General features: G+C 60.0%; 21 protein-coding genes. 10 read left to right on the top strand and 11 right to left on the bottom strand.

All coding sequences use genetic code 11. The features are described from left to right. Positions 1-97 precede the first annotated feature (97 nt). Positions 98-871, bottom strand: a complete 774-nt coding sequence (locus tag Q1A59_RS11640) for a hypothetical protein (RefSeq protein ID WP_298401529.1) — start codon at positions 869-871, stop codon at positions 98-100. A gap of 493 nt (positions 872-1,364) precedes the next feature. Between Q1A59_RS11640 and Q1A59_RS11635 the strand changes: the two genes are divergently transcribed. The 3 genes from Q1A59_RS11635 (at position 1,365) to sucC (ending at position 5,251) form a co-directional block, all read left to right on the top strand. Next, positions 1,365-2,945 (top strand): DUF885 domain-containing protein, encoded by a 1,581-nt coding sequence (locus Q1A59_RS11635; protein ID WP_298401532.1) that lies wholly within the window; start codon positions 1,365-1,367, stop codon positions 2,943-2,945. A 62-nt stretch (positions 2,946-3,007) separates the two neighbouring features. Continuing rightward, positions 3,008-3,886, top strand: a complete 879-nt coding sequence (locus Q1A59_RS11630) for a DNA adenine methylase (RefSeq protein ID WP_298401535.1) — start codon at positions 3,008-3,010, stop codon at positions 3,884-3,886. Between the two features lie 222 nt (positions 3,887-4,108). Beyond that, on the top strand, positions 4,109-5,251 hold the full coding sequence (sucC, locus tag Q1A59_RS11625) for an ADP-forming succinate--CoA ligase subunit beta (RefSeq protein WP_298401538.1): 1,143 nt from the start codon (positions 4,109-4,111) through the stop codon (positions 5,249-5,251). Between the two features lies 1 nt (position 5,252). On the opposite strand, the gene Q1A59_RS11620 is transcribed toward sucC, so the two are convergent. Beyond that, the gene (locus Q1A59_RS11620; protein ID WP_298401541.1) at positions 5,253-5,708 is read right to left on the bottom strand and encodes a helix-turn-helix domain-containing protein; all 456 of its coding nucleotides are present in this window, start codon (positions 5,706-5,708) and stop codon (positions 5,253-5,255) included. A gap of 118 nt (positions 5,709-5,826) precedes the next feature. On the opposite strand from Q1A59_RS11620, the gene gmd reads away from it, so the two are divergent. Further along, entirely contained in the window at positions 5,827-6,801 is a 975-nt protein-coding gene (gene gmd, locus Q1A59_RS11615) for a GDP-mannose 4,6-dehydratase (protein WP_298401543.1), read from the top strand. Beyond that, a complete protein-coding gene (locus Q1A59_RS11610; RefSeq protein ID WP_066786510.1) occupies positions 6,798-7,001 on the top strand; it encodes a hypothetical protein in 204 nt (67 codons plus the stop codon). Before gmd ends, Q1A59_RS11610 begins: the two co-directional genes overlap by 4 nt. Positions 7,002-7,062: 61 nt before the next feature. Here the strand turns inward: Q1A59_RS11610 and recJ are convergent, their stop codons facing one another. After that, complete coding sequence (gene recJ, locus Q1A59_RS11605) at positions 7,063-8,784, bottom strand: single-stranded-DNA-specific exonuclease RecJ (RefSeq protein WP_298401551.1); 1,722 nt, start codon at positions 8,782-8,784, stop codon at positions 7,063-7,065. A 173-nt stretch (positions 8,785-8,957) separates the two neighbouring features. Between recJ and Q1A59_RS11600 the strand changes: the two genes are divergently transcribed. Together Q1A59_RS11600 and Q1A59_RS11595 are read left to right on the top strand one after the other, a co-directional pair. Beyond that, a complete protein-coding gene (locus Q1A59_RS11600; protein WP_299645004.1) occupies positions 8,958-10,007 on the top strand; it encodes a spermidine/putrescine ABC transporter substrate-binding protein in 1,050 nt (349 codons plus the stop codon). Further along, positions 10,004-13,084, top strand: a complete 3,081-nt coding sequence (locus tag Q1A59_RS11595; RefSeq protein ID WP_299645003.1) for a response regulator — start codon at positions 10,004-10,006, stop codon at positions 13,082-13,084. Before Q1A59_RS11600 ends, Q1A59_RS11595 begins: the two co-directional genes overlap by 4 nt. A gap of 94 nt (positions 13,085-13,178) precedes the next feature. Here the strand turns inward: Q1A59_RS11595 and gpmI are convergent, their stop codons facing one another. From gpmI to Q1A59_RS11570, 5 genes are read right to left on the bottom strand one after another with little or no spacing between them, the layout of a single operon-like run. Next, positions 13,179-14,798, bottom strand: a complete 1,620-nt coding sequence (gpmI, locus tag Q1A59_RS11590) for a 2,3-bisphosphoglycerate-independent phosphoglycerate mutase (protein ID WP_298401561.1) — start codon at positions 14,796-14,798, stop codon at positions 13,179-13,181. 13 nt (positions 14,799-14,811) lie between these two features. Further along, positions 14,812-15,060: a hypothetical protein gene (locus Q1A59_RS11585; RefSeq protein WP_298401564.1), complete on the bottom strand. Its 249-nt coding sequence runs from the start codon at positions 15,058-15,060 to the stop codon at positions 14,812-14,814. Positions 15,061-15,116: 56 nt separating this feature from the next. Then, complete coding sequence (locus Q1A59_RS11580) at positions 15,117-16,298, bottom strand: FAD-binding oxidoreductase (protein WP_298401567.1); 1,182 nt, start codon at positions 16,296-16,298, stop codon at positions 15,117-15,119. A 21-nt stretch (positions 16,299-16,319) separates the two neighbouring features. Beyond that, positions 16,320-17,765, bottom strand: coding sequence for an FAD-binding oxidoreductase (locus Q1A59_RS11575; RefSeq protein ID WP_298401569.1), 1,446 nt, complete (start codon positions 17,763-17,765; stop codon positions 16,320-16,322). A 60-nt stretch (positions 17,766-17,825) separates the two neighbouring features. Further along, positions 17,826-18,176, bottom strand: coding sequence for a hypothetical protein (locus Q1A59_RS11570; protein ID WP_298401570.1), 351 nt, complete (start codon positions 18,174-18,176; stop codon positions 17,826-17,828). A gap of 228 nt (positions 18,177-18,404) precedes the next feature. On the opposite strand from Q1A59_RS11570, the gene Q1A59_RS11565 reads away from it, so the two are divergent. Further along, positions 18,405-19,169, top strand: a complete 765-nt coding sequence (locus Q1A59_RS11565; RefSeq protein ID WP_298401572.1) for a glycosyltransferase family 2 protein — start codon at positions 18,405-18,407, stop codon at positions 19,167-19,169. Between the two features lie 11 nt (positions 19,170-19,180). Here Q1A59_RS11565 and Q1A59_RS11560 read toward each other — a convergent pair whose 3' ends face one another. Then, entirely contained in the window at positions 19,181-19,837 is a 657-nt protein-coding gene (locus tag Q1A59_RS11560) for a Crp/Fnr family transcriptional regulator (RefSeq protein ID WP_299645002.1), read from the bottom strand. Positions 19,838-19,956: 119 nt separating this feature from the next. Between Q1A59_RS11560 and Q1A59_RS11555 the strand changes: the two genes are divergently transcribed. Both Q1A59_RS11555 and Q1A59_RS11550 read left to right on the top strand, forming a co-directional pair. Next, entirely contained in the window at positions 19,957-21,666 is a 1,710-nt protein-coding gene (locus Q1A59_RS11555) for a peptide ABC transporter substrate-binding protein (protein WP_298401577.1), read from the top strand. Between the two features lie 76 nt (positions 21,667-21,742). Further along, positions 21,743-22,798, top strand: a complete 1,056-nt coding sequence (locus Q1A59_RS11550; RefSeq protein ID WP_298401579.1) for an ATP-binding protein — start codon at positions 21,743-21,745, stop codon at positions 22,796-22,798. Between the two features lie 14 nt (positions 22,799-22,812). Here the strand turns inward: Q1A59_RS11550 and Q1A59_RS11545 are convergent, their stop codons facing one another. Beyond that, positions 22,813-23,004 (bottom strand): hypothetical protein, encoded by a 192-nt coding sequence (locus Q1A59_RS11545; protein ID WP_298401580.1) that lies wholly within the window; start codon positions 23,002-23,004, stop codon positions 22,813-22,815. Between the two features lie 621 nt (positions 23,005-23,625). After that, on the bottom strand, positions 23,626-24,414 hold the full coding sequence (locus Q1A59_RS11540) for a DUF4397 domain-containing protein (protein WP_298401581.1): 789 nt from the start codon (positions 24,412-24,414) through the stop codon (positions 23,626-23,628). Positions 24,415-24,497: the final 83 nt, after the last annotated feature.

Genomic DNA, 24,497 nt, shown 5'->3' with positions numbered 1-24,497 from the left:
TTCTGTTGCCACCCACGAGCCCCCGACCGCGCCGCCGGCCTTACCAGCCCCCCGACCGCGCTGTAGGAACGCAGCACGCTGCGCCCCTACGACGACCTTACGACGTGGGCCGCACCAAGGTATATTGGCCATGTTGGTGATCGGCGCGGCCAAAATCAACCACCACATACCCGGCGGCAAAAGCAGCTTCGGCGCAGGCCCGGAAATGGTAACGCCACGCCTGCGCTGCGCTAGGATCGCGTTGCTGCACGGCGCTAAAATCAAGCGGAATGCGCAAACGCGCGACCAGTTCACCAGCAATGACTGGCAGCGCATCGAGTGACGGATTGATCAGAGGAGCTGCCGCTACCTGCTCGGCAGACGGGCGCGCCACCGGTGATTGCACCAACCACCACTCGACCTGAAACCGATCGCTAGGCAACGTACCATCAACCAGCTCTGGCTCCGGCCCATATACATTGCGCAAATAGGTGCGGCAGATCGCGCCCAGTTTGTGGATATTAAGATGGGCATTGCGCGCCAACAGCGGGTCATACGTCCACGTCATCAATTCAAGGTCTTGCGCCAAGGCAAACTCACGCTGCGCCCGCTTGAGCCGCTCGCCAATGCGCGCATCGCGCAGATCGGGCCGTACCGCCGCCATATGCGAGGCATGCTTCAAGCGGCCATCGGCAGTGCGGGCCAAAAAACCAAACACGAAGCCCACCAGTTCGTCGCCTGCAAATGCGCCCAGCACCAACCCACCATTGCGCTGCACCGTTACCAGCAGGTTGAGCGGTACCACAAACTCATCGCCCCACACCAATTGCTGAAGTTGTTCGCAGGCCTGATACTCGGCGTATGTGGCTACTGGCCGGATAGTGATCTGCATGGTGTCCTCAATAATATATGTGATTGCTGCCTGAAGAACTACGCCGAATTATAGCAACAACGGGGGAACAGCGGGGCGTGATCGGCGGTCAGGGCGAGGGAGCGGTGCCCAGCTTGACTGTGAGCGCCCGACCGCAGCAATCCCCCTCAGCGAGCTGAATCCGTACTTGTGGGAGCTTGCTTCACCGCGCAGAGCGCGGCTCGCAATGACAGGTGGGGAGCGGGGCGTAATCGGCGGTCAAGGCGAGGGGGCGCAGCCCCAAGTAATCGCTCCTGTTGGCGGTAATAGTCTGTTACAACGGAAATAGCTTCCCCTTCATCGTAAAAACCGTGAACAAACCCTGTTGACAGACACCCCCATTTATCTTGATACTAGAGATACGAGATGGCATACAACAGCTTGACCGCCATACGCTGTAACCGACCAGTAGCCGGCAACCTTTTCGCGTGCCATCGAGAGCTAGAAACCACCTGCGCTCGGAGGTCTACCATTCGTGGTTGCGCCACTCTCTGCGACAACTCTTAGCGGCCTGATCGATGACTTTTTGGCCGAATATACCGCAGCACACCCAGCGCAAGCCGCTGCGAGCGGATTGCCGCCGCCGCCGGTGATCGGCGAACATAGCCCGGTGGCAATCGCGGCGCGGCTGGCCCGTTACCGGGCTTTAGCTGTGGCGTTGCAGCACCTTACGCCCCAAACCGTCGCCGAACAGCTCGACCACGCCTTGTTGAGTTGGCAGCTCGAATGGGCCATCTGGCAACTGAGCACGTTACAACTGCACCGCCGCGATCCCCGTTACTATGCTGGGCTGGCGTTTCTTGACCCGCGCCGGTTAGAGACCAGTGATGAAGCCGAATGTGACGTGCTCTTGGCCGAACTGCGCGCTATTCCCGGCCTGTTGGAAACCGCGCGCGCCAACCTCCGCCGTCCCCTTAGCCGGCTAGCGATCGAAGAGGCGCTGATTGCACTCCAACTCACCGCCGCTACGCTCAATAGCACCCATCTGCCCAACCGCGAGTTGCGGGCTGCTGCGCGTGCAGCGCTCACTGCGCTGGCGGCGTTTAGCCATTTTTTACAGGTAGAACACCTGCCTGCTGCCATTGAGGAAGTGGGTCTTGGCGCCGCCTACTTCAGCGATTGGCTGCGGCTGGCTGAACAGATTAGCCTATCGCCGGAACGGCTGCGCGCCTTGGGTGAAACTGAGCTGCGCCGGCAGCGTGATATCTTGAGTGCGCTCGCACCGTACCGCGACTACCGCCGGCTGCTGCACAAACTGGCCGCCGACCATCCGCCGGCTGAGCAGGTGTTAGCCGAATTGCGTGGCTGGATTGCCCATGCGCGCACCCTGCTCGCTCGCTACGAGCTGGTGAGTCTGATCGACACAACGTTACCACAGGTGACGATCGCGCCGCCGTTTGCCCGCTGGACGGCGCTGAGCCTCATCCCACCGGGGCGGAGCGGGCTAGCGCAAGTGGCCGTCAGCCTGCCTGATCCAACATGGCCAGTTCACGAGCAAGCGGCATGGTTGCGCGCCTTTGGCCGGCCAGCGCTGGCAGTCGCCGCCCTCCACGAAGCCTACCCCGGCCATTACCTGCACCTTGCCTTTATCGCGCGCGCGCCGGGCCGGTTGGCCCGCCACTTCTGGAGTGTGTGCCATCTCGAAGGCTGGGCGCATTATGTCGAACAGATGACAGTAGCTGCTGGCTTTGATGGAGAAGATCTCCGGCTCACAGCGGCGGTGGCTGGCGAGGCCCTCTTGCGCGCCTGCCGGCTGGTCGTGGCGGTGGATCTGCACACCGGCGCGACCGATCTCGCCGCCGCCACCGAGCGATTTCGCGCCGAAGCCGGGCTAGAGCCACCGCTCGCTATGCGCGAAGCGCGCCGGGCAGCGCTCGATCCGGGGGTCATCTGCTATACCGTGGGTCGCTTGGCGATCATGCGACTACGCGAACGGATGCAACAACGCTGGGGCGAACACTTTTCGCTACGCCGCTTTCACGACGCCGTACTGTCATTTGGCGCGCCGCCCTTGCCAGTGCTTAGCCGGCTGCTGGCGGTAACCGATATGCTATAATGCGTTCCTACGATCGCGTTTGGGGGACGGGCGCGCCCGCCGCGCCTGCCGGGGAGCCATGTGTGCCTGCGCGTCCATTTTTAAAGTGGGCTGGCGGTAAAAGCCAACTCTTGCCAGAGCTATCACGGCGGATTCCCGAACGCTTTGGCCGCTATCACGAGCCATTCGTGGGCGGCGGCGCTCTCTTCTTCTACCTCTGGAATCAAGGCCGCTTGCAGCATGGCGCGATCTTGAGCGATGTGAACCCGGAGCTGATCGATTGTTATCGGGCCGTGCGAGATCAGGCCGAAGAGTTGATCGACCTGCTCCAGAGTCTGCGCCCGTATGCGACCGACCGCGACTTCTTCTACGAGATTCGCGGCTGGGATCGCCGGCCCGACTTCGCCCAGCGCTCGCTTGTCGAACGCGCTGCCCGCACCATCTTTCTCAACCGCACGTGCTACAACGGCCTTTACCGCCTCAACAACAAAGGCCAATTCAACGCGCCGTTCGGCTACTACAAAAACCCGCTGATCGTCGATAGCGACAACCTGCGCGAAGTGAGCCGAGCCTTGCGCCACGCCGAACTGCGCGTTGCCGACTTCGCCGCCGTGCTCGACTATGCCCAAGCGAGAGATTTCATCTACTTCGACCCGCCTTACGTCCCCGTCAGCCCCACCGCTTCGTTTACCAGCTACACCCGGCGCGGGTTCGACGAAACCGAGCAGCGCCGGTTAGCCGCCGTCTTCCACCAACTAGCAGCGCGCGGCTGTTACGTGATGCTTTCCAATTCATCGACGACGCTAGCCCATCAATTATATGACAATGCCTATGAGGTGGATGTGGTGCTGGCCAGCCGCAAAATCAACTGTGACGGCAAACGGCGCGGGCTGGTCGAAGAGTTGATCGCGTGTAGCTTTCCCACCGGCATCGTGGCGCGGTACGATCTCGCCAGCGACTGAATGACGCTTGAAGTGTCAAACATTTTGCGGTATCCTTTTGCTGCGCAGCAAGGCATGGGATCAGGGAAAGATCTACCTCATGCACAACTTTTGCACAAGCAAAATATTTGACAGTTCGCCGATTTCTGTGCTACTATTCCCGAAGTTATCACGCACAGATCTCAGTTGCATGGTTGTGTCTAAACGACGAAACAAGCCCACGGCGGGTAGTGGAGAGCTGGCATGAAGTTGCATGAATATCAGGCGCGCGAACTCTTGGCGCGCTACGGCATTCCGGTGACCGGCGGCGGAGTGGCGGTCACGCCAGCCGAGGCGCGCGCCATCGCCGAACAAATTGGCGGGCCGGTGGTGGTGAAAGCGCAAGTGCATGTCGGTGGGCGCGGCAAGGCGGGTGGCGTGAAGTTGGCCCAAACTCCAGCCGAGGCCGAGCAGGTGGCTGGGCAGATTTTGGGCATGAATATCAAAGGGTTGACCGTTGAGAAGGTGCTGGTTGCCGAAGCGGTCAGTTACGAGCGCGAGATCTATCTGTCAGCCATTCTGGATCGCGGCAGCAAGCGGATCACGATGATCGCCTCAGCCGAAGGCGGCGTCGAGATCGAAGAGGTTGCTAAGACGAACCCTGAAGCAATTATCAAGATTTCCGCCCACCCGACGATGGGCTTGCTCGATTTTCAAGCCCGTGAGCTAGCCTTCCGCATCGGGCTGCGCGACGGTAAGCAAGCTCGCCAATTCGCTCAGATCGCCAGTGCGCTGTATCGGGCCTTTGTCGAGAACGACGCTTCGCTGGCCGAGATCAACCCGCTGGTGGTGAAAGCTGACGGCAGCCTGCTTGCGCTCGACTCGAAAGTGCTGCTCGACGAGAGCGCCCTCTTCCGCCACCCCGAACTAGCAGCGCTTCGCGATCCCTCTGCTGAGCCGGAAGCCGAACGGCGCGCGCGCGAGGCCGATATTACGTACATCAAACTCGACGGCAACATCGGCTGTATGGTCAACGGCGCCGGGTTGGCGATGGCGACGATGGATGTGATCAAGCTGTCGGGCGGCGAGCCGGCCAATTTCCTCGATATCGGCGGCGGGGCCGGCAAAGAGAAGGTCAAAGCAGCGTTGCAGATCATCCTCTCTGATCCGAACGTCAAGGCGGTATTGTTCAACATCTTTGGCGGCATCACCCGCGTTGACGAAGTCGCGCGCGGCATCCTTGCTGCTCTCGAAGAGGTGCCCACCGACGTGCCGATGGTGGCACGGCTGGTTGGCACCAATGAAGAAGCTGGACGGGCACTGTTGGCCGGTTCTAAGCTGATCCCAGCGGCCACGTTGGCCGAAGGCGCCCAGAAGGCAGTGGCGGCGGCCCGCGGCGAGTTGTAGGTTAGCCGTCTAGTTCGCGGCGCGCAGCGGCAATGAGCGCCCGTTCACGGCGATCAATCGTCTCACGGGTGAGTTGGTCGAGCCGCCAACGCCACTCGTCAATGATGGCGGCGGCGCGCGCACCCGCTGCCGCCCCCATCTCGGCCAGCCAAGCTCGATCGCGAGCCAGTAGCGCCAGTTGCAACTCGACTTCGGTATAGCGGCAGGCGACAAACGGCAACCGCTCCGCCCGCGCCGGCGGATAATCGGTACCGGCGACGAGTTGCAGCGGTTCACATTTGAACAAACCGGCTAGCAGCGTGATGGTGCGCTCGCCGGGCGTTGACAGCCCCAACTCTATGTGAGAGACTGCTACCCGCGAGATGGCCAGACGCTCAGCCAGATCCTGCTGCGTCCAGCCGAGGTTGGCGCGTAACCGGGCAATTCGTTGACCAATCGGTTCTTCAGTAACGGTCATGGTAACTCTCTTAGCAGACGCGATCCGCCATTCCGTTGTATAGTAGCATTGTCTGAGTCGCCGTGGCACAGAATAGCCGTAGGCGTGTCGCACTGCTCATGTGAGAGGATAACGAACAATGGCTCCGAAACGCGCATTGATCACCGGCATTACCGGGCAAGATGGTAGCTATCTCGCTGAGTTCTTGCTTGCTAAGGGGTATGAGGTGATCGGGATGGTGCGGCGCTCGAGCACCGTCAATTTCGAGCGAATTAAGCATATTCAAGATAAACTGACCCTTGTCAGCGGCGATTTGCTCGATGAGGTGTCGCTAATTCACATTTTGCGCGAGCATCGTCCGCACGAGGTCTACAATCTCGCGGCGCAATCCTTCGTGCAGACCTCGTGGCCGCAGCCGGTCTTTACCGGCGAAACCACCGCGTTGGGCGTTACCCGTTTGCTCGATGCGGTGCGGATCGTGGATCCCGACATCCGGTTTTATCAGGCGTCGAGCAGTGAAATGTTCGGCAAAGTGGTGGAGGTGCCGCAGAAAGAGACAACGCCATTCTACCCGCGCAGTCCCTACGGGGTCGCCAAGGTGTATGGTCACTGGATTACGGTGAACTATCGCGAAAGCTATGGGATGCACACCACTTCGGGCATCCTGTTTAACCACGAGAGTCCGCGGCGCGGGCTTGAGTTTGTCACTCGCAAGATTTCGCACGGCGTGGCGCGGATTAAGCTCGGGCTCGATGAGGAGCTGCGATTGGGCAACCTTGAGGCTCGGCGCGATTGGGGGTTCGCTGGTGATTACGTCGAAGCAATGTGGCTGATGTTACAACAGGATCAACCCGAAGACTATGTAATTGCAACCGGCGAAACGCATTCAGTCCGCGAGTTTTGCGAGTTGGCGTTTGGTTATGTCGGTCTTGACTATCGCGATTATGTGGTGATTGACCAGCGCTTTATGCGTCCAGCCGAAGTGGATCTGCTGATCGGCGATCCTTCCAAAGCTCGCCAGAAACTTGGCTGGCAGCCACGCACCACGTTCCCCGAACTGGTGCAGATGATGGTTGAGGCCGACCTACACTTAGTTAAGGAGCAGATGCGATGAATCAATCCGAGACTCGGCTGATCGAGGAAGGATGGGCGGCATTGGTTGAGCGTCTGGGACTGGCAAACGCGAGTCGCTTCGTGATGTTGCTCGATCGGCGCACCGGCGGCGCACGCCAACACCTTCAGTCGTTGTGGGGCGTGAACCCGTTGCCGGCGCGCCGGCCCCAACCACCGGTTACCAACCAGTCTGACGCCTAATCGCTCGCATCCGGTCTCTATGCACCGCCCTGCCGATCATCAAGGCAGGGCGGTTTTTGTCTCAGCCACCGTTCCGCCCGCCTCCCGCGCGCCGAAAATCACGCACCAGCAACCGCATGCGCCGTTGCCCGTTCCATTCATCAACGGCTAGTTGATAGGCGAGATCAATCGTTGGGTATCGCTGCAACGCCTCGGCGAAGTGGCCAAAGTGAAAGCCAATCGCCTCGAACATGCTCGTGCCGGCGCGCACCCGCATGCGCAGATGGGCGCCATCGCTGGTCGGCTGGGGGTCAATGGCAGTCACGTTTGGCGCCATCAAGATCGGCTGCGGGTTGCCTTGCCCAAACGGCTCAAGCTGCTGGATGCCGGCGTATAGTTCCCACGATAGCTCGGTCAGCGGTACTACTGCGTCAATCATCAGCCGTGGCACCAGTTGGTCATCGCGCACATATTGCCGGCTTAGAGCGATCAATCGCTGTTCGAGCACCGGAATCTGCGCAGTGGTAATGGTAAAGCCGGCTGCCGCAGCATGGCCGCCGTAGCGCACGAATAGGTCGGCACATTGATCGAAGATATCGATGATACTCAAACCGGGGATCGAGCGAGCCGAACCGCGTGAGGTTTCGCTACCTTGCTCGATCACCACCACCGGCCGGTAGTAGGTCTCGACGATACGAGCCGCGACGAGCCCGATCACACCGGCGTTGAATTCAGGGCTGGCGAGCACAATCAACGGTTGCTTGGCCCGCCCGCTCTGCGCGACCAGCTCTTCGGCTCGCGCCTGTAACTGGCGAGTGAGCGCCTGTCGCTCGCGATTGGTCGCATTCAATTCGGCGGCTAACCCATCGGCAGTTTCCCGATCGCTGGCCAGCAACAACTCGTAGGCGCGGCGAGCTTCAGCGAGCCGGCCGGCGGCATTGAGGCGCGGGGCCAGCGCAAACGCGATTGCGCCGCTATCGATCAACCCCGGCGCTAATCCGGCGGCGGCCATCAGCGCACGCACGCCGGGACGCGTCGTCTCGTTCAGCGCGATGAGGCCGGCCCGCACTAAGACCCGATTCTCGTCGAGCAATGGCCCCATATCGGCCACCGTTCCCAGCGCCACCAGATCGAGCATATCGCGCCCGCGCAAATTGGCCGGACGCTTGCCGTTGCGCGCCAATGCTTGGATGAGCTTGAACGCAATCCCAACACCGACTAACTCTTTAAATGGATACGCGCAATCGGGTTGCTTGGGATTAACGACTGCCAACGCTGGCGGCAGTTCGGTAGGCGGATGGTGGTGGTCGGTGACAATCACGTCGATCCCCAACCGGTTCGCATCGGCCACTTCGGCGTGATTCGAGATGCCGCAATCAACCGTAATCAGCAGGCGCACTCCATCGGCGGCCAACTGGCCGATCGCAACGTTGTTCAAGCCATACCCCTCGCGAGCGCGATGCGGAATGTATGGTCGGATCCGCCCGCCCATTGCGCCAATCGCTTGGGTTACCAACGCGACTGCCGTCACCCCATCAACATCAAAATCGCCATAGACCGTCATCAACTCACCGCGATCGATGGCTGCGGCGATCCGGGCCGCGGCCTCAGCCATACCGCGCATTTGAAATGGATCGTGCAGACCGGCAGCGTAATCGGCGGCGAGAAAGGCGCTGGCCGCGGCGGGATCATGCAAGCCACGCTGGTAAAGCAACGTCGCCAGTAACGGAGGCAGACCAAGACGTTCGCTAACATCGGCAGGCGCTGGCGGGCGGAATTCCCAGCGTTGGCGGCGAGCTGACATACGCATCACTCCTGTCGTGAGCGGCAGAGTGCAGGCGGCAATTATTATACTCCGCTTTCACCCTGCCTGTATGAATGCCGTATTGGCACGGAATGATTGCCGGTTGGTAATATCATCGTGCTATTATGAATACCGCGGCGAATGCTGAATCGTTACGCCCAGATTTCTGTCCAATGAAATCACGCTTCATCAAACTGCTATTTTTAAGTTGGATGTTGATCGGTTGCGCGTCGCCACCATCACCGCTAGTGTCACCGACCCCTGCCCTGCTCCGTATCCTCAATCGAGACACCTATATTGATCCTGCATTACTCGATGCGTTTACTGACGAGATCGGCATTGTCATTGTCTACCACACCTATAGCAACAACGAAGAGCTGTACAACATTCTAACCACCGCCAAAGAACCGTACGATTTAGTGATCGTCAGCGATGTGCTCATCGATCGCCTGCTCCGTGAGCAGCGGCTGGCCGTGCTGAACCGTGGACGAATCCCTAATCTGGCCAATCTTGCTCCGGCATTTAATCGGATTGCAGGCGATCCAGTCAATCGGTTCTGCGTGCCATATCTGTGGGGTGTGCTTGGCTTTGGCTATCGCCAATCAGCCCAGCGCCAATCGATTACCAGTTGGGACGATGTGTTCGATCCGGCTCGCAGTAATCGCGTGGTTATGGTTGACGACGCCCGCTTTGGGATCGGATTAGCATTGATCAAGCTAGGATTTAGCCCAAACACAAGTGATCCGGCCGCCATTGGCGCTGCCCGTGATTGGTTGCGCTCGCACGCCGGGCGCATCGTTCGTTTTGCCGGTAATGATGGGCAAACCTTCTTGGCGAGCAACGAAGCCGATGTTGCGATCGAATGGAGTGGCGATATTCTCCAAATAGCGATCATTGATCCTGACATCCAGTTTGAAGTTCCGGCCGAGGGTGCCATTTTCGCGGCTGATAGTATGTGTGTGCTCGCCAATGCCGCTAACCACGTCGCCGCCGAGCAGTTTATCAATTTTATCTTGACGGCTGAACACGGTGCGGCTTTAGCGAACAAGACCCGCTATATTTCACCGAATCGCGCAGCCTTTGACCGTCTTGATGACGATCTGCGACGCTTGATCCAACGCTATCAAGCTCTTGAACAAGAGGGGCGGTTGTTCCGTTTAGTCGATGTTGACTCGGCGACGTATCAACTCTACCGTGCCGCTTGGGCGGAGGTGCGGCGATGAATGATCCTTCCCCTTCCTTGCGCCGCTGGCTAACTTTCGGTATCGCGAGCGCAATCATGCTTTCGCTGGTGGTGTTAATCGGCGGCTTGTGGATCCAAGCAGCGCTGCACCAACACACCACCGAGCGCCTTCAGCGTGCAGCACAAGCCCGCGAAGCGGCATTGTCACTCAATATTGCCTTGGTAATGGCGCACCGCCATGATAGTGCTCTCCTCGAACTTGCGTATCGCAACCAACCCATCGAACCGCTCACGGTCGTTGCTTACACTACCACCTTGCAAGAAGTACGCCAAGCGTTTGGCAAGCTTGAGACGCTGAGCACCGAATTCACCTCGCTCACACCATTTGTACAAGAACTGGGACAGATCCTCAATACGTATCAAGTCACCCTTGCGCAGATTACGGCCCAGATCGAACAACGCCGCCGTATCGATGGGATTGAGTATCAGCTTCGTGAAGCGCAGCGCGCCTTGTGGTTAACGCTCGATCAGCACGAGAGCACTTTCCGCGAACGAGGTTTGCGGCTCGCGCTGGAAGAGCAGTCGTATCTGACTACTCGCCGGCAGGAATACATTGATGGGGTGCGCATCCAGATTAATCAATTGCAAACGGCGACTATGGGCTTGCCCGCACCAGAGCGCACCCTCCTCCAACAGCGGTTGACTGCCTATCTCAACACCTTCTTGCAATTGACTACGCTTGATTGGGAACTGCAACAGTATGCCATCACCTTGCGGTATCACACCGATGATATGCTGCGCGCCATTGATGGCATCCAGCAGGCGATAGCGACCGAACAAGATCAGGCGGCTGCGATGCTCAATCTGGCGGACTGGATGAGTTATGGCTTAATCCTCTGGATGATCGGCAGCAGTACCACGATCTTTGTGACGCTCGGCTGGCTCATCAATCGTCATGTCACTCGCCCGTTGACCACATTGACCTACGCGGCCAAACGGGTGGCCAGCGGCTGGCGTGAAACACCGATCCCAATTGTTGGCGCTGACGAGATCGGCGATCTGTCCCGTGCGCTCGCCCGGCTCACCAATGAATTGAATGAAACCATTGCTAAACTTGAAGATCGGGTAGCTCAGCGCACTATCCAATTGCAACGTGCGCTCTCCCAAAATGAGGCCTTGCTTGCTCAAGAACGTCGGCGCAGCCGTAGCGAACAGATTCTGATTGATCTGAGCCTTGCCTTAAGTCATCTGTCTGATGAAGCGGCGATCTGTCAGTGTGTAGTTAATACATTGGCTACCGGCAAAGAACCCGATGATCGCATCGGTATTTACACCCGTGAAGCAGACGGGGCGTTCTGGACTCCGCAAGTCACGCATGGCCACCAACGCGATCCTTTCCTCAAATTAGTCGCGCCCAAGGCTCTCGAAGAGGCGCGTGCCAACCCGTGCTATATCGCCGATCTGAGCGCTTATTCATTTCCGAGTTTACCCGCTCTACAGGGATCGGTGGTGGCAGCGACGATCCACTTGGATCAGCAAGATTACGCTCTGTTGACCCTGTATCGCCCGCAACCCAACGCTTTTACCGACGACGAGATCGCCTATGTAGGCATTGCCGCGCGCTTGGCCGGACAGGCACTGACTCGCGTGCGGTTGGTGGGGTCGTTGCAACAAGCCAAAGAGGCCGCCGAAGCCATTAATCGCGAGCGCAGCGCCTTTCTGGCCCGCCTCGACCATGATGTGCGCAACCCGCTCAACACGATTATTGCGATGGGCGAAATGTTGCGCGAGGCGCTTACCGACCGCCCAGCAGCTTCTGCTGATGCTGGCACGATTGCCCGCGCTGGTCGGCGTTTGCTAGGCCGGCTCAATATTCTGCTCGATAGCGCCAAGATCGAGTCGGGGATGCTGACCTTACAGCCTGAACCGTTCTCGCTCGATACCTTGCTTGATGATGTGCTGAGCGAGATTGAACCGCTGATTCGCCATAACCATAACCGGCTCGAAATTGAGCGACCGTCGAACTTGGGCTTGATCGTCGCTGATCTGAACCGGCTACGCCACGTGTTGATCCATCCGCTGCGTTTTGCTGCCGCCACGACTCGTCATGGCGCTATCACGGTGCAAGTGCAGCGACAAACGGCTGACGCGCAACGAGATGTGCTTGCAGTCACCATCAACGATACCGGCGCAACGTTGAGCGAACGCCACCTCCAAACCCTGCTCACGCCATTCGTGCTACCGCCCGCCGGATCGCGTCGTGCCGATGAAGGGGAAGGGTTAGCGTTAAGTCGCCAATTGTGCGAGTTGATGGGAGGTGTACTGGCAGCCCATCCACGCACGCCGGCCGGCATCAGTTTCACGATTCAAATACCGATCACGTTATCACGTGAGCCTGATGACCCCGTTGCGCAAACCCACTATTGGCCGCAACCCGATATCGTGTTGGTGACAGCCATTGAAGCCCGCGCCCTCCAAAACGCGCTCGAACAAGTGGGCTGGCAGGTGCAGCGGGCAGCGTCATTGGCCGAAGCAATCGCGCACGTGCGCCGGCCGCCATCCGCGTTGCTGATCGATTTCACGCGCGAGCGCGCGCCAGTAGAGGAGATGCTGCTGGCCGCTGGTTGGGATACCGTCCCCGTGATCTGGCTGTGCCATGCTGATAGTGGTGAGTGCACGATGCTTTGCGCGCGGTGGCCGGGTGATGTGGAAGCAGTTATTCGCACCGTGAAGACAGTACTGCCCCGACCACAACAGAACTCAAATGCCATTTTATTGATTGAAGACGATCCACCAACGCGCTTGATGATCCGGCGTGCGTTAGAAAGCGAGGGTTGGCATGTGATTGAAGCTGGCGATGGCGTCACTGGGAAAACGATCTGGCTCAGTGCAAAGCCGGCGCTAGTGATTCTTGATCTGATGCTGCCTGATGGCGATGGTTTGGCCCTCTTGCACCATTTACGCCAAACAATGACGACGCCAGTTGTGGTCGTCACTGCCAAAACGCTCCATCACGACGAGCTGAGTGCGCTCGCCAACATCGGCGCAACTGTGTTGCAAAAGGGTCGCTACCGGCGCAGTGATTTGCTCGCTTTGGTGCGCACGTTGGTGAGATGAGCGTTATCTATGATACGGACGGCATGGATAGCCGGATAGTGGTCAGGGCGGGTTGCAAACCCGCCCTGACTCACGCCACCCGCTACTGAACCTCCTACCGGCGCACAATCAGGCTTTGCCCGGTCATATCGGCAGCCGGCGGCAACCCCAACAGATCCAACAACGTCGGCGCAACATCGGCCAAGCGCCCGCCGCTACGCAGGCTCACCGCATCTTTGCCGTAACCGGGGCCGCCGATCAAGAAACAAGGCGCGGGGTTGGTCGTATGGGCAGTGTGCGGGCCACCCGTCTCCGGATCAATCATCTGCTCGGCGTTGCCGTGATCGGCAATCACCAATGCCACCCCGCCGCGGGCCAAAATCGCCGGCACCACCTTCGCCAACCCGGCATCGACCGCTTCGCAAGCCTTGATCACGGCGGGAATACTGCCGGTATGACCAACCATATCCGGGTTCGCATAGTTGACCACAATGAAATCGTACTGGTCGCTCTCGATCGCCTGCAAGAGCGCCTCGGTCACTTCCGGCGCGCTCATCTCCGGCTTGAGATCATACGTAGCGACTTTCGGCGAGGGAATGAGCTGGCGATCTTCACCGGGGAACGGCTCTTCACGCCCGCCGTTGAGGAAGAAGGTGACGTGTGGGTACTTCTCGGTTTCAGCGATGTGGAATTGGCGCATACCGGCTTGGCTAATCACTGCCGCCAGCGGGCTAGTGACGTAGCGTGGCGGGAAGGCGATCAATACCGGCAAACCCTCTTCGTATTGGGTCATCGTCACGAAGCACAGATCGCGCAACTGGCGATCACGCTGCCAAATCTGCGGCGGCAGCGGCTGGCCCTCAGCTTTTTGCCGCTCGTAATGCTGGCGAATGCGCTCGTTCAACTCCGGATCGACGAAAGCACGGGTCAACTGGCGGCCCCGGTCGGGGCGGAAGTTGGTGAAGATTACTGCATCGCCGTCGCGCACAGTGGCGATCGGTGCGCCATTAGCATCGACGATGACCGTCGGCAAAACAAACTCATCGCTAACATCCTTTGCATACGAGGCTTCAATCGCAGCCCGCGCCGAGGGTGCTTTCTCGCCGACGCCATCGACTAACGCCGCATACGCCTTACCGGTGCGCTCCCAGCGCTTATCGCGATCCATCGCGTAGTAGCGCCCCGACACCGTCGCGATCACGCCGGTGCCGAGCCGGGCAATCACGCCTTCGAGTGTATCGAGAAAGCCAAGCGCGCTGCGCGGCAACACATCGCGCCCGTCGAGGAAGAGATGCAGGTAGACACGGTGCAGTTGGTGGCGATGGGCTAATTCAAGCAAGGCATGCAGGTGATCCTCGTGGGCATGGACGCCGCCGGGGCCGAAGAGGCCCATCAGGTGCAGGGCCGAGTCACGTTGTTTGACGTGCTCAATCGCCTGCAATAGGGCCGGATTGGTAAAGAAATCGCCGTCGGCAATCGCTTTACTGATGCGGGTCAGCTCTTGATAGACAACGAAGCCGGCGCCGATATTGAGATGGCCGACTTCCGAGTTGCCAATCTGGCCTGCCGGCAAGCCGACATCCAGCCCAGATGCACCCAAGGTCGTGAAGGGGCAAGTCGCCATCCACTCATCAACATGCGGCGTATCGGCCAGATCAGCCGCATTGCCGGGGCCGGGAGGGGCGACGCCCCAGCCATCCATAATAATTAACACCACCGGACGGGGACTGGTCATACGGTTTTGCTCCTTATCCAAGCCCAAAGGCTACTTGCGCGATTCGCCATGCCGCCAGCAGGCCAAGCAGCGCCGCACCTAAGAGCGGAACAATAGTTAAGAGGATGCTCCAAATACGTTCGCCCACGGGAGGATTGGTACTCACAAAGCCGCGCACGAGTTCGCGCTGCACCGCCTGCCAACCACCCCAGAGGGTAGCGATCGCTAACGCTGCAAAGACCAGCGCCGCACCCAACGCAATCAATGAACCAAGCAGCGCCATTTGCTTCTCCTTATCTGCGAACCCTAATCACACGAACGGGGCGCAATCTCAACGAGCTACTCCACCAGCCACCGTCCCGGATTGAGAATACCCGCCGGATCCCAACGCTGGCGCAACGCACGCATCAAATCGATCGTTGGCGGTGGCGGCCCCCAGCGATCGATCCCGGCGGGGCCGCGTTCAACCACGGCGTAGCCATCCATCTCGGCGAGGGTTTGACGGAGAGCGGGCAGGTGCGTTGCTGCCGCCATTGACCAGCGCCCAACCATCAGGCCAAGACCGGGGAAGATGGCGAGGTGGGAAGGAGCCAGCGCCGTTACCGCATCGATCGCCGCCGCCAGCATCCGCTCAGGCACACCAATGCGCAGCACAAGAGCATCGTCCGGCGCGGAGGGCACTGCCCACAGTTCACGATCATCGGTACTCAGCGTCACCGCTTCCGCCAACGCACAAGCAGCGGTCGCCAATCCAAGCTGGCGCTCGACGGCTGCTGCGACGCCGGCAAACCGAACCGCCAGCGTGACCGTCTCGGCCACAGTGATGGCCAACGCAACCGGTTGCGTTGGCGGTTGCCGGATGGCAGTAGCGGCGTGCAGCGCCGCGGCCGGGGTGGCAAAGACGGCCCGCACCGAGGCGATGCGTTCTGGCAACGGCGCGACTTTAAAGGTGACGGCAGCGATGACGCCGAGCGTACCGAAAGCGCCGAGGTGTAATTTGTGATTATCATAACCGGCTACATTCTTAACCACCCGCCCGCCGCTCTGGACGATCCGGCCATCGCCGAGCACCACCCGCATGCCGAGCAGCCAATCGCGCGGCCCGCCATAGCCGAGCCGCAACGGCCCCCACGCCGCTGTCGCCAACAAGCCACCGATAGGAGCGGTATCAGACGTCGGCGGATCCCACGGCAGCCATTGCCCGTGCTCGGCCAGCACGGCCTGCAATGCGCCCAAAGTGATGCCGGCCTCAACCATCACGACCAGATCGGCGGGATGATACTCGATCACCCGATCGAGCCGGCGTAAATCGAGGGCCAGATCGTAGCGTGGAGGCGGGTTCATCAAAAACTGGCGTGTGCCGGCGCCCCACGGCACCACTGCCGCTTGCGCGCGGGATGCGGCAGCGAGCACCTCGGCCACTTCGGCCACGGTCATCGGTTGCGCCACTTGGCGTGGCCAGCAATCACCAAACGCATACGCAGCGGTTTGAGGCGTTGGTTGAAGAGATTCAACGTTCATCGTTATGCCTTTGCGCCGCCATCAGATCCATGCCCCGCGATCAACTGCGCGCAACGCACCGCGCGCGTGACGAATATCAGCGCAACTGCTGCCGCTCGGCAACAACTTGCACGGATTCATCACGCCAACAGGATCGAAGACCGCCCGCACATCGGCAAAAGCGGCCAAATCTGCCGGGCCGAAGATCCATCCCAAATAATCGCGCTTCTCGATCCCGACCCCGTGTTCGCCGCTAATGGTGCCGCCAGCCGCGACACAGGCCTGCAAAATCTCTTCACTCGCCGCCACTGCCCGCTCGAGCGCACCGGGATGACGCAGATCGAACAGCAACAATGGATGCAGATTGCCGTCACCGGCATGAAAGATATTGACAATGGTGATCTGATGGCGCGTCGCGACCTCTTCGGTGAGCCGCAACAATTCGGGCAACCGCGAACGCGGCACCACCCCATCTTGAATGTGATAGTGGGGCGCAATCCGAGCGCAGGCGGCTAACGCACCCTTGCGCCCGGCCCACAACTTCGCTCGCTGCACTTCATCTTGGGCGGCGCGCAACTCACGCGCACCATACTGCCGGCACAACGCCGCGATCTGCTCAGCCTGCGCCGCTACCTCTTCACCCAAACCGTCAATCTCAATCAATAACACCGCCCGCGCCTCGGCTGGGTAACCGGCCTGCACCGCTGCTTCCACCGCCGCAATCCCCTGCCCGACCAGCATCTCGAGCGCCGCGGGCAGAATGCCGTGGGCAATGATGGCCGATACGGTCGTGCTCGCGGCATCGAGATCGTCGTAAATCGCAAGGAATGTGCGCACCGCTTCCGGGTTTGGCGTCAGCTTGACCAGCGCCTCGGTGACAATGCCAAGAGTGCCTTCGCTGCCAATCATCACCCCAAGCAGATCGTAGCCGGGGGCATCGAGCGCGGCGTGGCCTAGCTCCACCACCCGGCCATCGGCCAACACGACGGTAGCGGCCAAAATATGGTTGGTGGTTACACCATACTTCAAGCAATGTGGCCCACCAGCATTGGTAGCAATATTGCCGCCAATTGTGCTCGAACGCTGGCTGCTTGGATCAGGGGCGAAATGGAGACCGTAGCGAGCGGCGGCAAGACTCAGATCGGTATTGACCACGCCGGCTTGCACGCGGGCAGTGCGGGCAACCGGATCAATCGCGAGGATGCGGTTCAATCGAGCGAGGGAAATGACCAGCCCGCCCTGTTCGGGCACCGAACCACCGGCTAAACCGGTACCGGCGCCCCGCGCCACGATCGGCGCGCCGAGCTGGAACGCCACCTTGACGCAGGCTGCCACCTCGTCAGTGGTGCGCGGCACTACCACCACCTCCGGCATCCCTTGATCGAGCACCGAACCATCGTACTCGTAGAGCATCAGCTCTTCAGGCCGGCGTAATACGATGGCCGGATCAACTACGCGCAGCAGTGCAGCGACAAGATCATCTCTCATAACCTTCGTAAACCTCTCGCTGCCGTCACAGCCAAGGAACGGTAACCAACCGGTTGAACACTACTTCGTGCGCACCCGGCGCTTAAGGTCAATAACCGGACGCCGAAACGAGAGTACGTCGAGCGTGCCACGGGGGTATGACCGCAAGATAAGCGCTAACCCGCGCGGATGCCGCCGCCAAATTCCAGCTAGCGCCAACCCGATCAAGAGTGGTGTCATGACCCACACCAGTACTGGCGTGCCATTGGTAAGTACAATCGAACCGAGCCCTATCCCGACGAGGATCCACTGCACAATCGGCAGGAACAGCATCCGTTCGCGTAGATGAACAAACGCGACCAGATATGCGATCACATACCAGATTGACAGCAGAATCATCAGCAGCAGGAGCCACGAAAGCAGTGTCGCCATAGCCATCCTCGCTATGTCCGCTACATTGCAGAGGCATGATAACACACTTGCGCTGGCACGGCGCTGTCTGGTCAACCCAACGGTGCAAAGGGTTAAAGGTAACGCCGCAGCGCACACGACGGTGCGCAGGGATCGTCATGGGATACGCTGCGCCCTCACCGTCACGACCGCAGACCCTATGTTATAATCAGCCGGCAACGAACCCAATGGCGCAGGGAGTTTTACAGCATGGACAATCGGCCCAGTATCAGCGTCTTCTTCCCCGCTTGCAATGACGCCGGCACTATCGGCAGTATGGTAGTCGCAGCGATCGAGACGCTCGAAGAGATCACCGACGACTACGAAGTAATTGTGGTCGAAAACGGCAGCACCGACTACACTGTCGAAGTGCTCGAGTCGCTGGCCAAACGCTACGACAAGCTGCGGGTTTACACCCACCGGCAGGCGCTCGGTTATGGCGGCGCACTGCGGGTTGGCTTCGCCAAGGCAACGAAAGACCTCATCTTCTACACCGATGGCGATGCTCAGTACGATCCACGTGAACTCAAGCTACTCTTGCCAGCGCTGCGCGAGGATGTCGATATTGTCAACGGTTGGAAGATCGATCGCGGCGATCCGTTGCACCGCGTTATTATCGGGCGGATCTATCACCACACCGTTAAATTTCTCTTCGGCTTCAAGTTACGCGACGTCGATTGCGATTTCCGCCTGATTCGCCGCCACGTCTTTGACAACATCGAGCTGGAATCAGACAGCGGTACCATTTGTCTCGAACTAGTCAAGAAATTGCAAGACTCCGGCTACCGGTTCGCTGAAGTGCCGGTGCATCACTATCACCGTACTTACGGCAAGAGCCAGTTCTTCAACTTCCCGCGGCTATGGCGCACGTTTGTGCAGTTGATTGAATTGTGGTGGAAGTTGGTGGTGCGGCGCGAGCATCTGCGCAAACGCAAAACCCGCGCCCAAACCGAGGTTGAGCAGACGACGCGCTGAAACGCCGTAAGCTAACTTTGAGCCAATTCACGCAACCGAGACGGGTTGAGCAGCGTGATGCCGGAGCTGTCCACATCGAGCAGGCGCGCATCGCGGAACTGGTTAATGACTTTGGTGACAGTTTCGCGATAGGCATTGATCATGTCGGCTAGTTGCTGATGGGTACGGCGCGGCAGCCGGGCCGGTTGCGGCGTCGCGACCGGATGGGTCTCAGACATCTCGAGTAGCACCGAAGCCAAACGGGCCGGTACCGACTTGAACGCCACCTCTTCGATCCGGCGGCTGACAATCAGTCGTTGCTGACCGAGCAATTCGAGCATTGCCGTCGCCAACGCGCCATCATTCGCGATCGCATGCAGCGCCTCGGCCCGCGGCACGGCCAACGCGCGCACCGGTGTCAACGCCTCGGCAAAGGTGTCGTAGGTTGCTTCGCGCTCTAGGGCGCTCAAGCCAAACACTTGGCCGCTCTCAACGACGCGCACGGTCAGCAACCTTCCTTCCCGCGAAGCAAGGTGCAAGCCAACCTGCCCATTGGCCAACAAATAGATCATCTGTGCCGGTTGGGCTGGAGTATAGATGGTGCTGTGCCGGCGGAATGACTGCGCCTGCCCTAATGGGGCTAGGCGATGCCAGACGAAGGATTCCGCTTCATGCAGCCGTGATGCCATGCCTTATCCCTTTCCGCGCCATCTCGACCGGCCAATGTGGAGCGTTTCATTGCTATGGTATTGTACCATAAGCTTTCGTTCATCGCCCCTAATAAAATGAGCATTGGTATAATAATCTTATGAAGCATCGCAACCCTCTTTGGCAGCGCTGGTTCCGGATCGTATGGTGGGTGGGGTTGAGCATCTGGTTGGCTGCTTGTGCGGCGCCGGCAACGCCAACACCGATCAGCACGCTGCCGCCAACCGCGACGCCGCTGCCAACCGCGACGCCACTGCCACGCGGCGGCACACTAAATCTGCGGATTGCTGCCAATATTACCGATCTGCGCCCGTGGCAACCGCGATCGCGCGGCGAAGAACATCTGATCGGCTTGCTGTACAGCGGTTTGATGCGCCTCGACGCTGATCTCTGGCCTACTCCTGATCTAGCCGAACGGCTCGATATCGATGCCGAAGGCCGGACGCTCACCGTTACTCTGCGCCCTGATCTGCGCTGGCACGACGGCCAACCGCTGACCGCGGCTGATGTGCTCTTTACCCTCGAAGCGTTGCGTAGTTTACCCGAAACCAGCACGGCGTTGTTAGCCGATCTGCGCTACATTGCCACCGCCTCTGCCCCTGATGAACGCACCGTGGTGATCGAGCTGCGCAGCCGGTATGCGCCGATGCTCAGTTTGCTGGCTGTGCCGATCCTGCCCCGCCACCTCTTCGCCGGGCGCGAGCTGAGCCAGATTAATTTCTTGAATCAGCCGATTGGCAGTGGGCCGTTTCGCCTGACCGAACGGCAAACCAACGGTAGTCTCGTTCTCGATCGGTTTGAACAGTATCACCACGGCGCGCCGCTGCTCGATCGCGTGGTCTTGACCGTTATGCCTGAAACTAGCCTCACCCAGAGCGCGCTGCGCGATGGCCGGTTGCAAGCCGCCGAATTGCCGTGGGGCAGCCAAGATGCCCTCGCCGATGTGACCACCCTGCGCAGCGGTAGCATCCCCGAAAACGGCGTGTATTTTTTAGCCTTCAATTTGCGCCCCGGACGGCCCTTTGCCGATGTCCGCTTGCGGCAAGCAATAGCTACTGCCATCGATCTGCCCCGGCTGGTCGAGACGGCCACCAAAGGCGCCGGCATCCCGGTTGGCAACGGCGCATTGCCGGGAAGTTGGGCCGACCTGACCCCGCCGATGACAGCCGGCGACTTGCCGGCGGCGCGTGAAATCCTTGACGCTGCCGGCTGGACGTTGCCGGCAGGGGCGACGATTCGCCAACGCGAGGGTGTGCCGCTGATTGCCCGCCTCTACGTGCGCAACGACGACGAACGGCGGTTGGTGGCGGCGCGGCGCATTGCCGAAATCGCTGCCAGCATCGGCATTCAGATTGTGGTTGAACCAGCCGACTTTGCTACCGTCATTCTCGCCCGTTATGTCGCGCCTTACGATTTCGACCTCTTGCTAGGCAGTTGGATCAACGGCGCCGGCGATCCGGCTTTCGCCGATACTATGTTCTACGACCCCGACGATTTCGCTCTCTTCCATTCCAGCCAGCTCGCACAGGGTCCGGGTGATACGCGGGCCACGCGCAACTTTGTTGGTTTTAACGATCCGGTCTACGATGAACAGGCGCTGATTGCCCGCCAACTCTATGGCCGAGACGAGCGGCGCAGTGCGATTGCCCAGACGCAGGCCCGCCTTGCCAGCGAGTTGCCCTATTTGTACCTGTGGGTTGATCGCGCGGCGGTGGTACTCGATAGTCGCTTTCGCACGCTCGATGGCCCGATCGATCTGAGTACGCCGCGGTATTTGTGGAATATTGAACGGTGGTATTTAGAACGGTAGGCAGTAGGCAAGAGGAAGCCGTGCGTGAACATCCCCTGTCTGCCCACTCCCTGCCTCTCTATATTAGGTGGAACGTATGACCAACCCCTTTAGCGAACGCGGGCGCATCGTCGATCCGGGCAAATTTGTTGGGCGGTGGCGTGAGCTTGGCGCGGCATGTGAGCAACTCGAACGGCGGCGGCCAATTTTGCTGTATGGGCCGAGCGGTAGCGGGCGCTCGTCGCTGCTCACCCATCTCGCCCAAGCTGCCGGCGCAGTGCTCGAAATTCCCAATCTCAACGCCTTCTATCTCGATCTGGCCGTGTTGCCCGACGCCGCCACCACCTATGGCCTGATCGTGCGCGCACTCGGCGGCAGCGAACCGACTATCGCTGCGCTTGAACGGCGGTTGGCCGCCAATGGGCGTCCGGTGCTGATCTGCCTCGATGGGGTTGAGTCGGCAATCGCCGCCGGTTGGGGCGAAGACCTGCTCGAACGATTAGGCCGGCTGGCCCGGCGCAGTTCCCCCGGCTACCACGGCGTCGCCGGGCCGACCGGTCAGAGCATGGCCTACGATCTGATGGTGGTTGGGGCCGTGCGCGGGGCGCCGCCGACGCTCAGCGAACCGTTCGCCACCGTGCGGCTCGGCCCGCTCAGCTTTGCTGAAGCGCGTATGCTGCTCGACAGCTACCTTGAGGAAGGCGAACCGCTCTTTAGCGCCGACGAAGTGCGTGAACTGATGGTGCTCAGCGCCGGCCAGCCGGCTTTCTTGCAGCGCGCCGCCTACCACCTCTACGAAACGCGCCGCCGGCCAACCTATCGCTGGCGCAAAGCTTACCGCGCCGAACTGCGCGAAAATCCGCCGGTCGAGAACCCGCTCCCGCCGGCCATCTTCGAGGCCGAAGACGATGACGAAGATGATGACGAAACCGTGCAAGCTGAATTACCGCCGACCGAAACGTCGTCGCTCCCGCGCCGCCGCGCTAGCCTCACCCCCAGCGACGATCTACGCCCGCTTTTGGCCGCAGTCGGGCCGTTGCTCGCCGGTTTGGTCGGCATGCAAGCCAGCAACTCGTGGCCGGTCGGAATCGCGATTGGCGCCGCTGGCTACCTCTCAGTCATCATTTGGAACTGGCGACGCGGGGAGGGGTGAATGTTGCGCGCTCATCACACCGCCATCGCCACCACCAACGCCAATATCACAAAGATAAGTAACGCAAACCCTATGTCACCGCCACCTGACTCTGCTGGAGTTTCGGCACGCAGATAGACCACTGGCGGCGGTGTGGGCAGCGGTAGCGCCGCGCTGGCTACCGTTACACCTACCAGCGCCGTCAGCCCCAATAGAAAGATGGTCATTATGGCGCGCCTCCTTGTAAATGTCTCATTGGCACTAATGAGTGCCGGTTGAAAAATGTACTATACTAGTATAGTGTCAATTTTACACTATTTGTATCGGGTTGTCAAGTGGTTGTTCCCGTAGCGGACGCCGAAAATGCGACTCATTTCCTCCCCTCTGCATGCGCTGCGCCTTGGCGGTACCACCCGCTGCGCCTTGGTAGTGGCTCTCTCCCCCGGCCCTTCTCCCGAAGTCGCCCCTATTCCCTATCCTCCTCCCCCAGCGGGGAGGGGGCAACTTGCTCTCGCTCTCAGCAGGGGAGGATTGGGGGTGAGGGGATCATTCCCAAACGCCCGCTGCGTTCTCTGCGCCTTAGTGGTGGTCTTCATCCCCATCCCCCTCACCCAGCGAGGGAAGGAGATGAGGGGTGAGCCTGCTCCTAGCGGTTGCTACCGTGGAGGGCGCGGGATAATTCCATTCTCAACCCTTTGCACCTTGGTGGAGCCGGACAGCCGTCCGGCTCTCCTGCATCTTTGCGTTCAAACCCTCTGCGTCCTCTGCGGTAAACAGATACGAAACCGTCCAAAACGTAACGAGGGCGGCTGCATTGCAGCCGCCCTCAACCGAACATATCGCTTGATTTACCGCATACTGCGGCGCACCACCATCCCACCCAACGCGGTCAGGGCCAACGCGGTCAGGGCTAGCGCCGCCAGCGGCAGCGTCTCACCACTTGTGGTGGGCAGCACCGCTGGCGCTGCCGTGGTTACCGGCGCGGTCACTGCGAGCTGCGGGGTGATGTTGGCAACGAAGTTGGTGGCAAAGACACTGTAGATCTGACCAGCATTGACAGTCGTGCCCGCCAAGTTGATCACCACCGCATCACCGCCAGCCGGAGTCACCTGCAGATCGTAGGTGCCTGCCGGAACTTCGAGATAGTTGCTGGCATCGGGAAAGGCCAAGTTGCTGATCAGGGTCGTACCATTAGCCAGCTTGACATCTACCGCCGGGGCATCGGGCGAGAAGTGGTACACCCGTACCTTGGCTTGGCCAGCCGCCGGAGCGCGCAAATCATCAACGATCACCTGCGGCTTGATGCTGGCCACCGGGCCAACCGCAGCGATAGTGTAGGCCTTGCCCGCCTCGATCGTCACGTTGGCATCGATCACCGCCGAACCGGCGCCGGCACCCGTTGGCGCGACCTGCACGCGATAAGTGCCCGCTGGCAGATCAAGGTAAGGGCTCGCAGCAAAGAATCCGACGTTGGTCAATACTGCATTCCCGTTGACGAACACATCCACTGCCGGCGCGTCGGGCGAAGCGTGGATCACACGCACTTTCGCCGCGCCGCTCTGGGCAAAGGCAGCTGGCACAACCAACAGGGCGAACAAGAGGGCAGTGGTCAGGGCAATCGACAGCTTGCGAAACACGGATGTCTCCTCCCTACAATACAACGCTTCCTCACGTACCGGTATTGGCAATTCTTTGCAAATATCTTGCACAATTTCCGGCT

Source organism: uncultured Chloroflexus sp., assembly GCF_937951745.1.
In the GTDB taxonomy this organism is placed as follows: Bacteria; Chloroflexota; Chloroflexia; order Chloroflexales; family Chloroflexaceae; genus Chloroflexus.
Note: the sequence above shows the minus strand (reverse complement) of the source record. Positions and strands in the feature narration are given on the sequence as shown.

Excerpts from the sequence above, each read along its gene's own strand:
- Q1A59_RS11640 (WP_298401529.1), bottom strand. The coding sequence starts at position 871 with ATGCAGATCACTATCCGGCCAGTAGCCACATACGCCGAGTATCAGGCC.
- sucC (WP_298401538.1), top strand. The coding sequence starts at position 4,109 with ATGAAGTTGCATGAATATCAGGCGCGCGAACTCTTGGCGCGCTACGGC.
- Q1A59_RS11620 (WP_298401541.1), bottom strand. The coding sequence starts at position 5,708 with ATGACCGTTACTGAAGAACCGATTGGTCAACGAATTGCCCGGTTACGC.
- gmd (WP_298401543.1), top strand. The coding sequence starts at position 5,827 with ATGGCTCCGAAACGCGCATTGATCACCGGCATTACCGGGCAAGATGGT.
- Q1A59_RS11610 (WP_066786510.1), top strand. The coding sequence starts at position 6,798 with ATGAATCAATCCGAGACTCGGCTGATCGAGGAAGGATGGGCGGCATTG.
- recJ (WP_298401551.1), bottom strand. The coding sequence starts at position 8,784 with ATGTCAGCTCGCCGCCAACGCTGGGAATTCCGCCCGCCAGCGCCTGCC.
- Q1A59_RS11600 (WP_299645004.1), top strand. The coding sequence starts at position 8,958 with ATGAAATCACGCTTCATCAAACTGCTATTTTTAAGTTGGATGTTGATC.
- Q1A59_RS11595 (WP_299645003.1), top strand. The coding sequence starts at position 10,004 with ATGAATGATCCTTCCCCTTCCTTGCGCCGCTGGCTAACTTTCGGTATC.
- gpmI (WP_298401561.1), bottom strand. The coding sequence starts at position 14,798 with ATGACCAGTCCCCGTCCGGTGGTGTTAATTATTATGGATGGCTGGGGC.
- Q1A59_RS11585 (WP_298401564.1), bottom strand. The coding sequence starts at position 15,060 with ATGGCGCTGCTTGGTTCATTGATTGCGTTGGGTGCGGCGCTGGTCTTT.
- Q1A59_RS11580 (WP_298401567.1), bottom strand. The coding sequence starts at position 16,298 with ATGAACGTTGAATCTCTTCAACCAACGCCTCAAACCGCTGCGTATGCG.
- Q1A59_RS11575 (WP_298401569.1), bottom strand. The coding sequence starts at position 17,765 with ATGAGAGATGATCTTGTCGCTGCACTGCTGCGCGTAGTTGATCCGGCC.
- Q1A59_RS11570 (WP_298401570.1), bottom strand. The coding sequence starts at position 18,176 with ATGGCGACACTGCTTTCGTGGCTCCTGCTGCTGATGATTCTGCTGTCA.
- Q1A59_RS11565 (WP_298401572.1), top strand. The coding sequence starts at position 18,405 with ATGGACAATCGGCCCAGTATCAGCGTCTTCTTCCCCGCTTGCAATGAC.
- Q1A59_RS11560 (WP_299645002.1), bottom strand. The coding sequence starts at position 19,837 with ATGGCATCACGGCTGCATGAAGCGGAATCCTTCGTCTGGCATCGCCTA.
- Q1A59_RS11555 (WP_298401577.1), top strand. The coding sequence starts at position 19,957 with ATGAAGCATCGCAACCCTCTTTGGCAGCGCTGGTTCCGGATCGTATGG.
- Q1A59_RS11550 (WP_298401579.1), top strand. The coding sequence starts at position 21,743 with ATGACCAACCCCTTTAGCGAACGCGGGCGCATCGTCGATCCGGGCAAA.
- Q1A59_RS11545 (WP_298401580.1), bottom strand. The coding sequence starts at position 23,004 with ATGACCATCTTTCTATTGGGGCTGACGGCGCTGGTAGGTGTAACGGTA.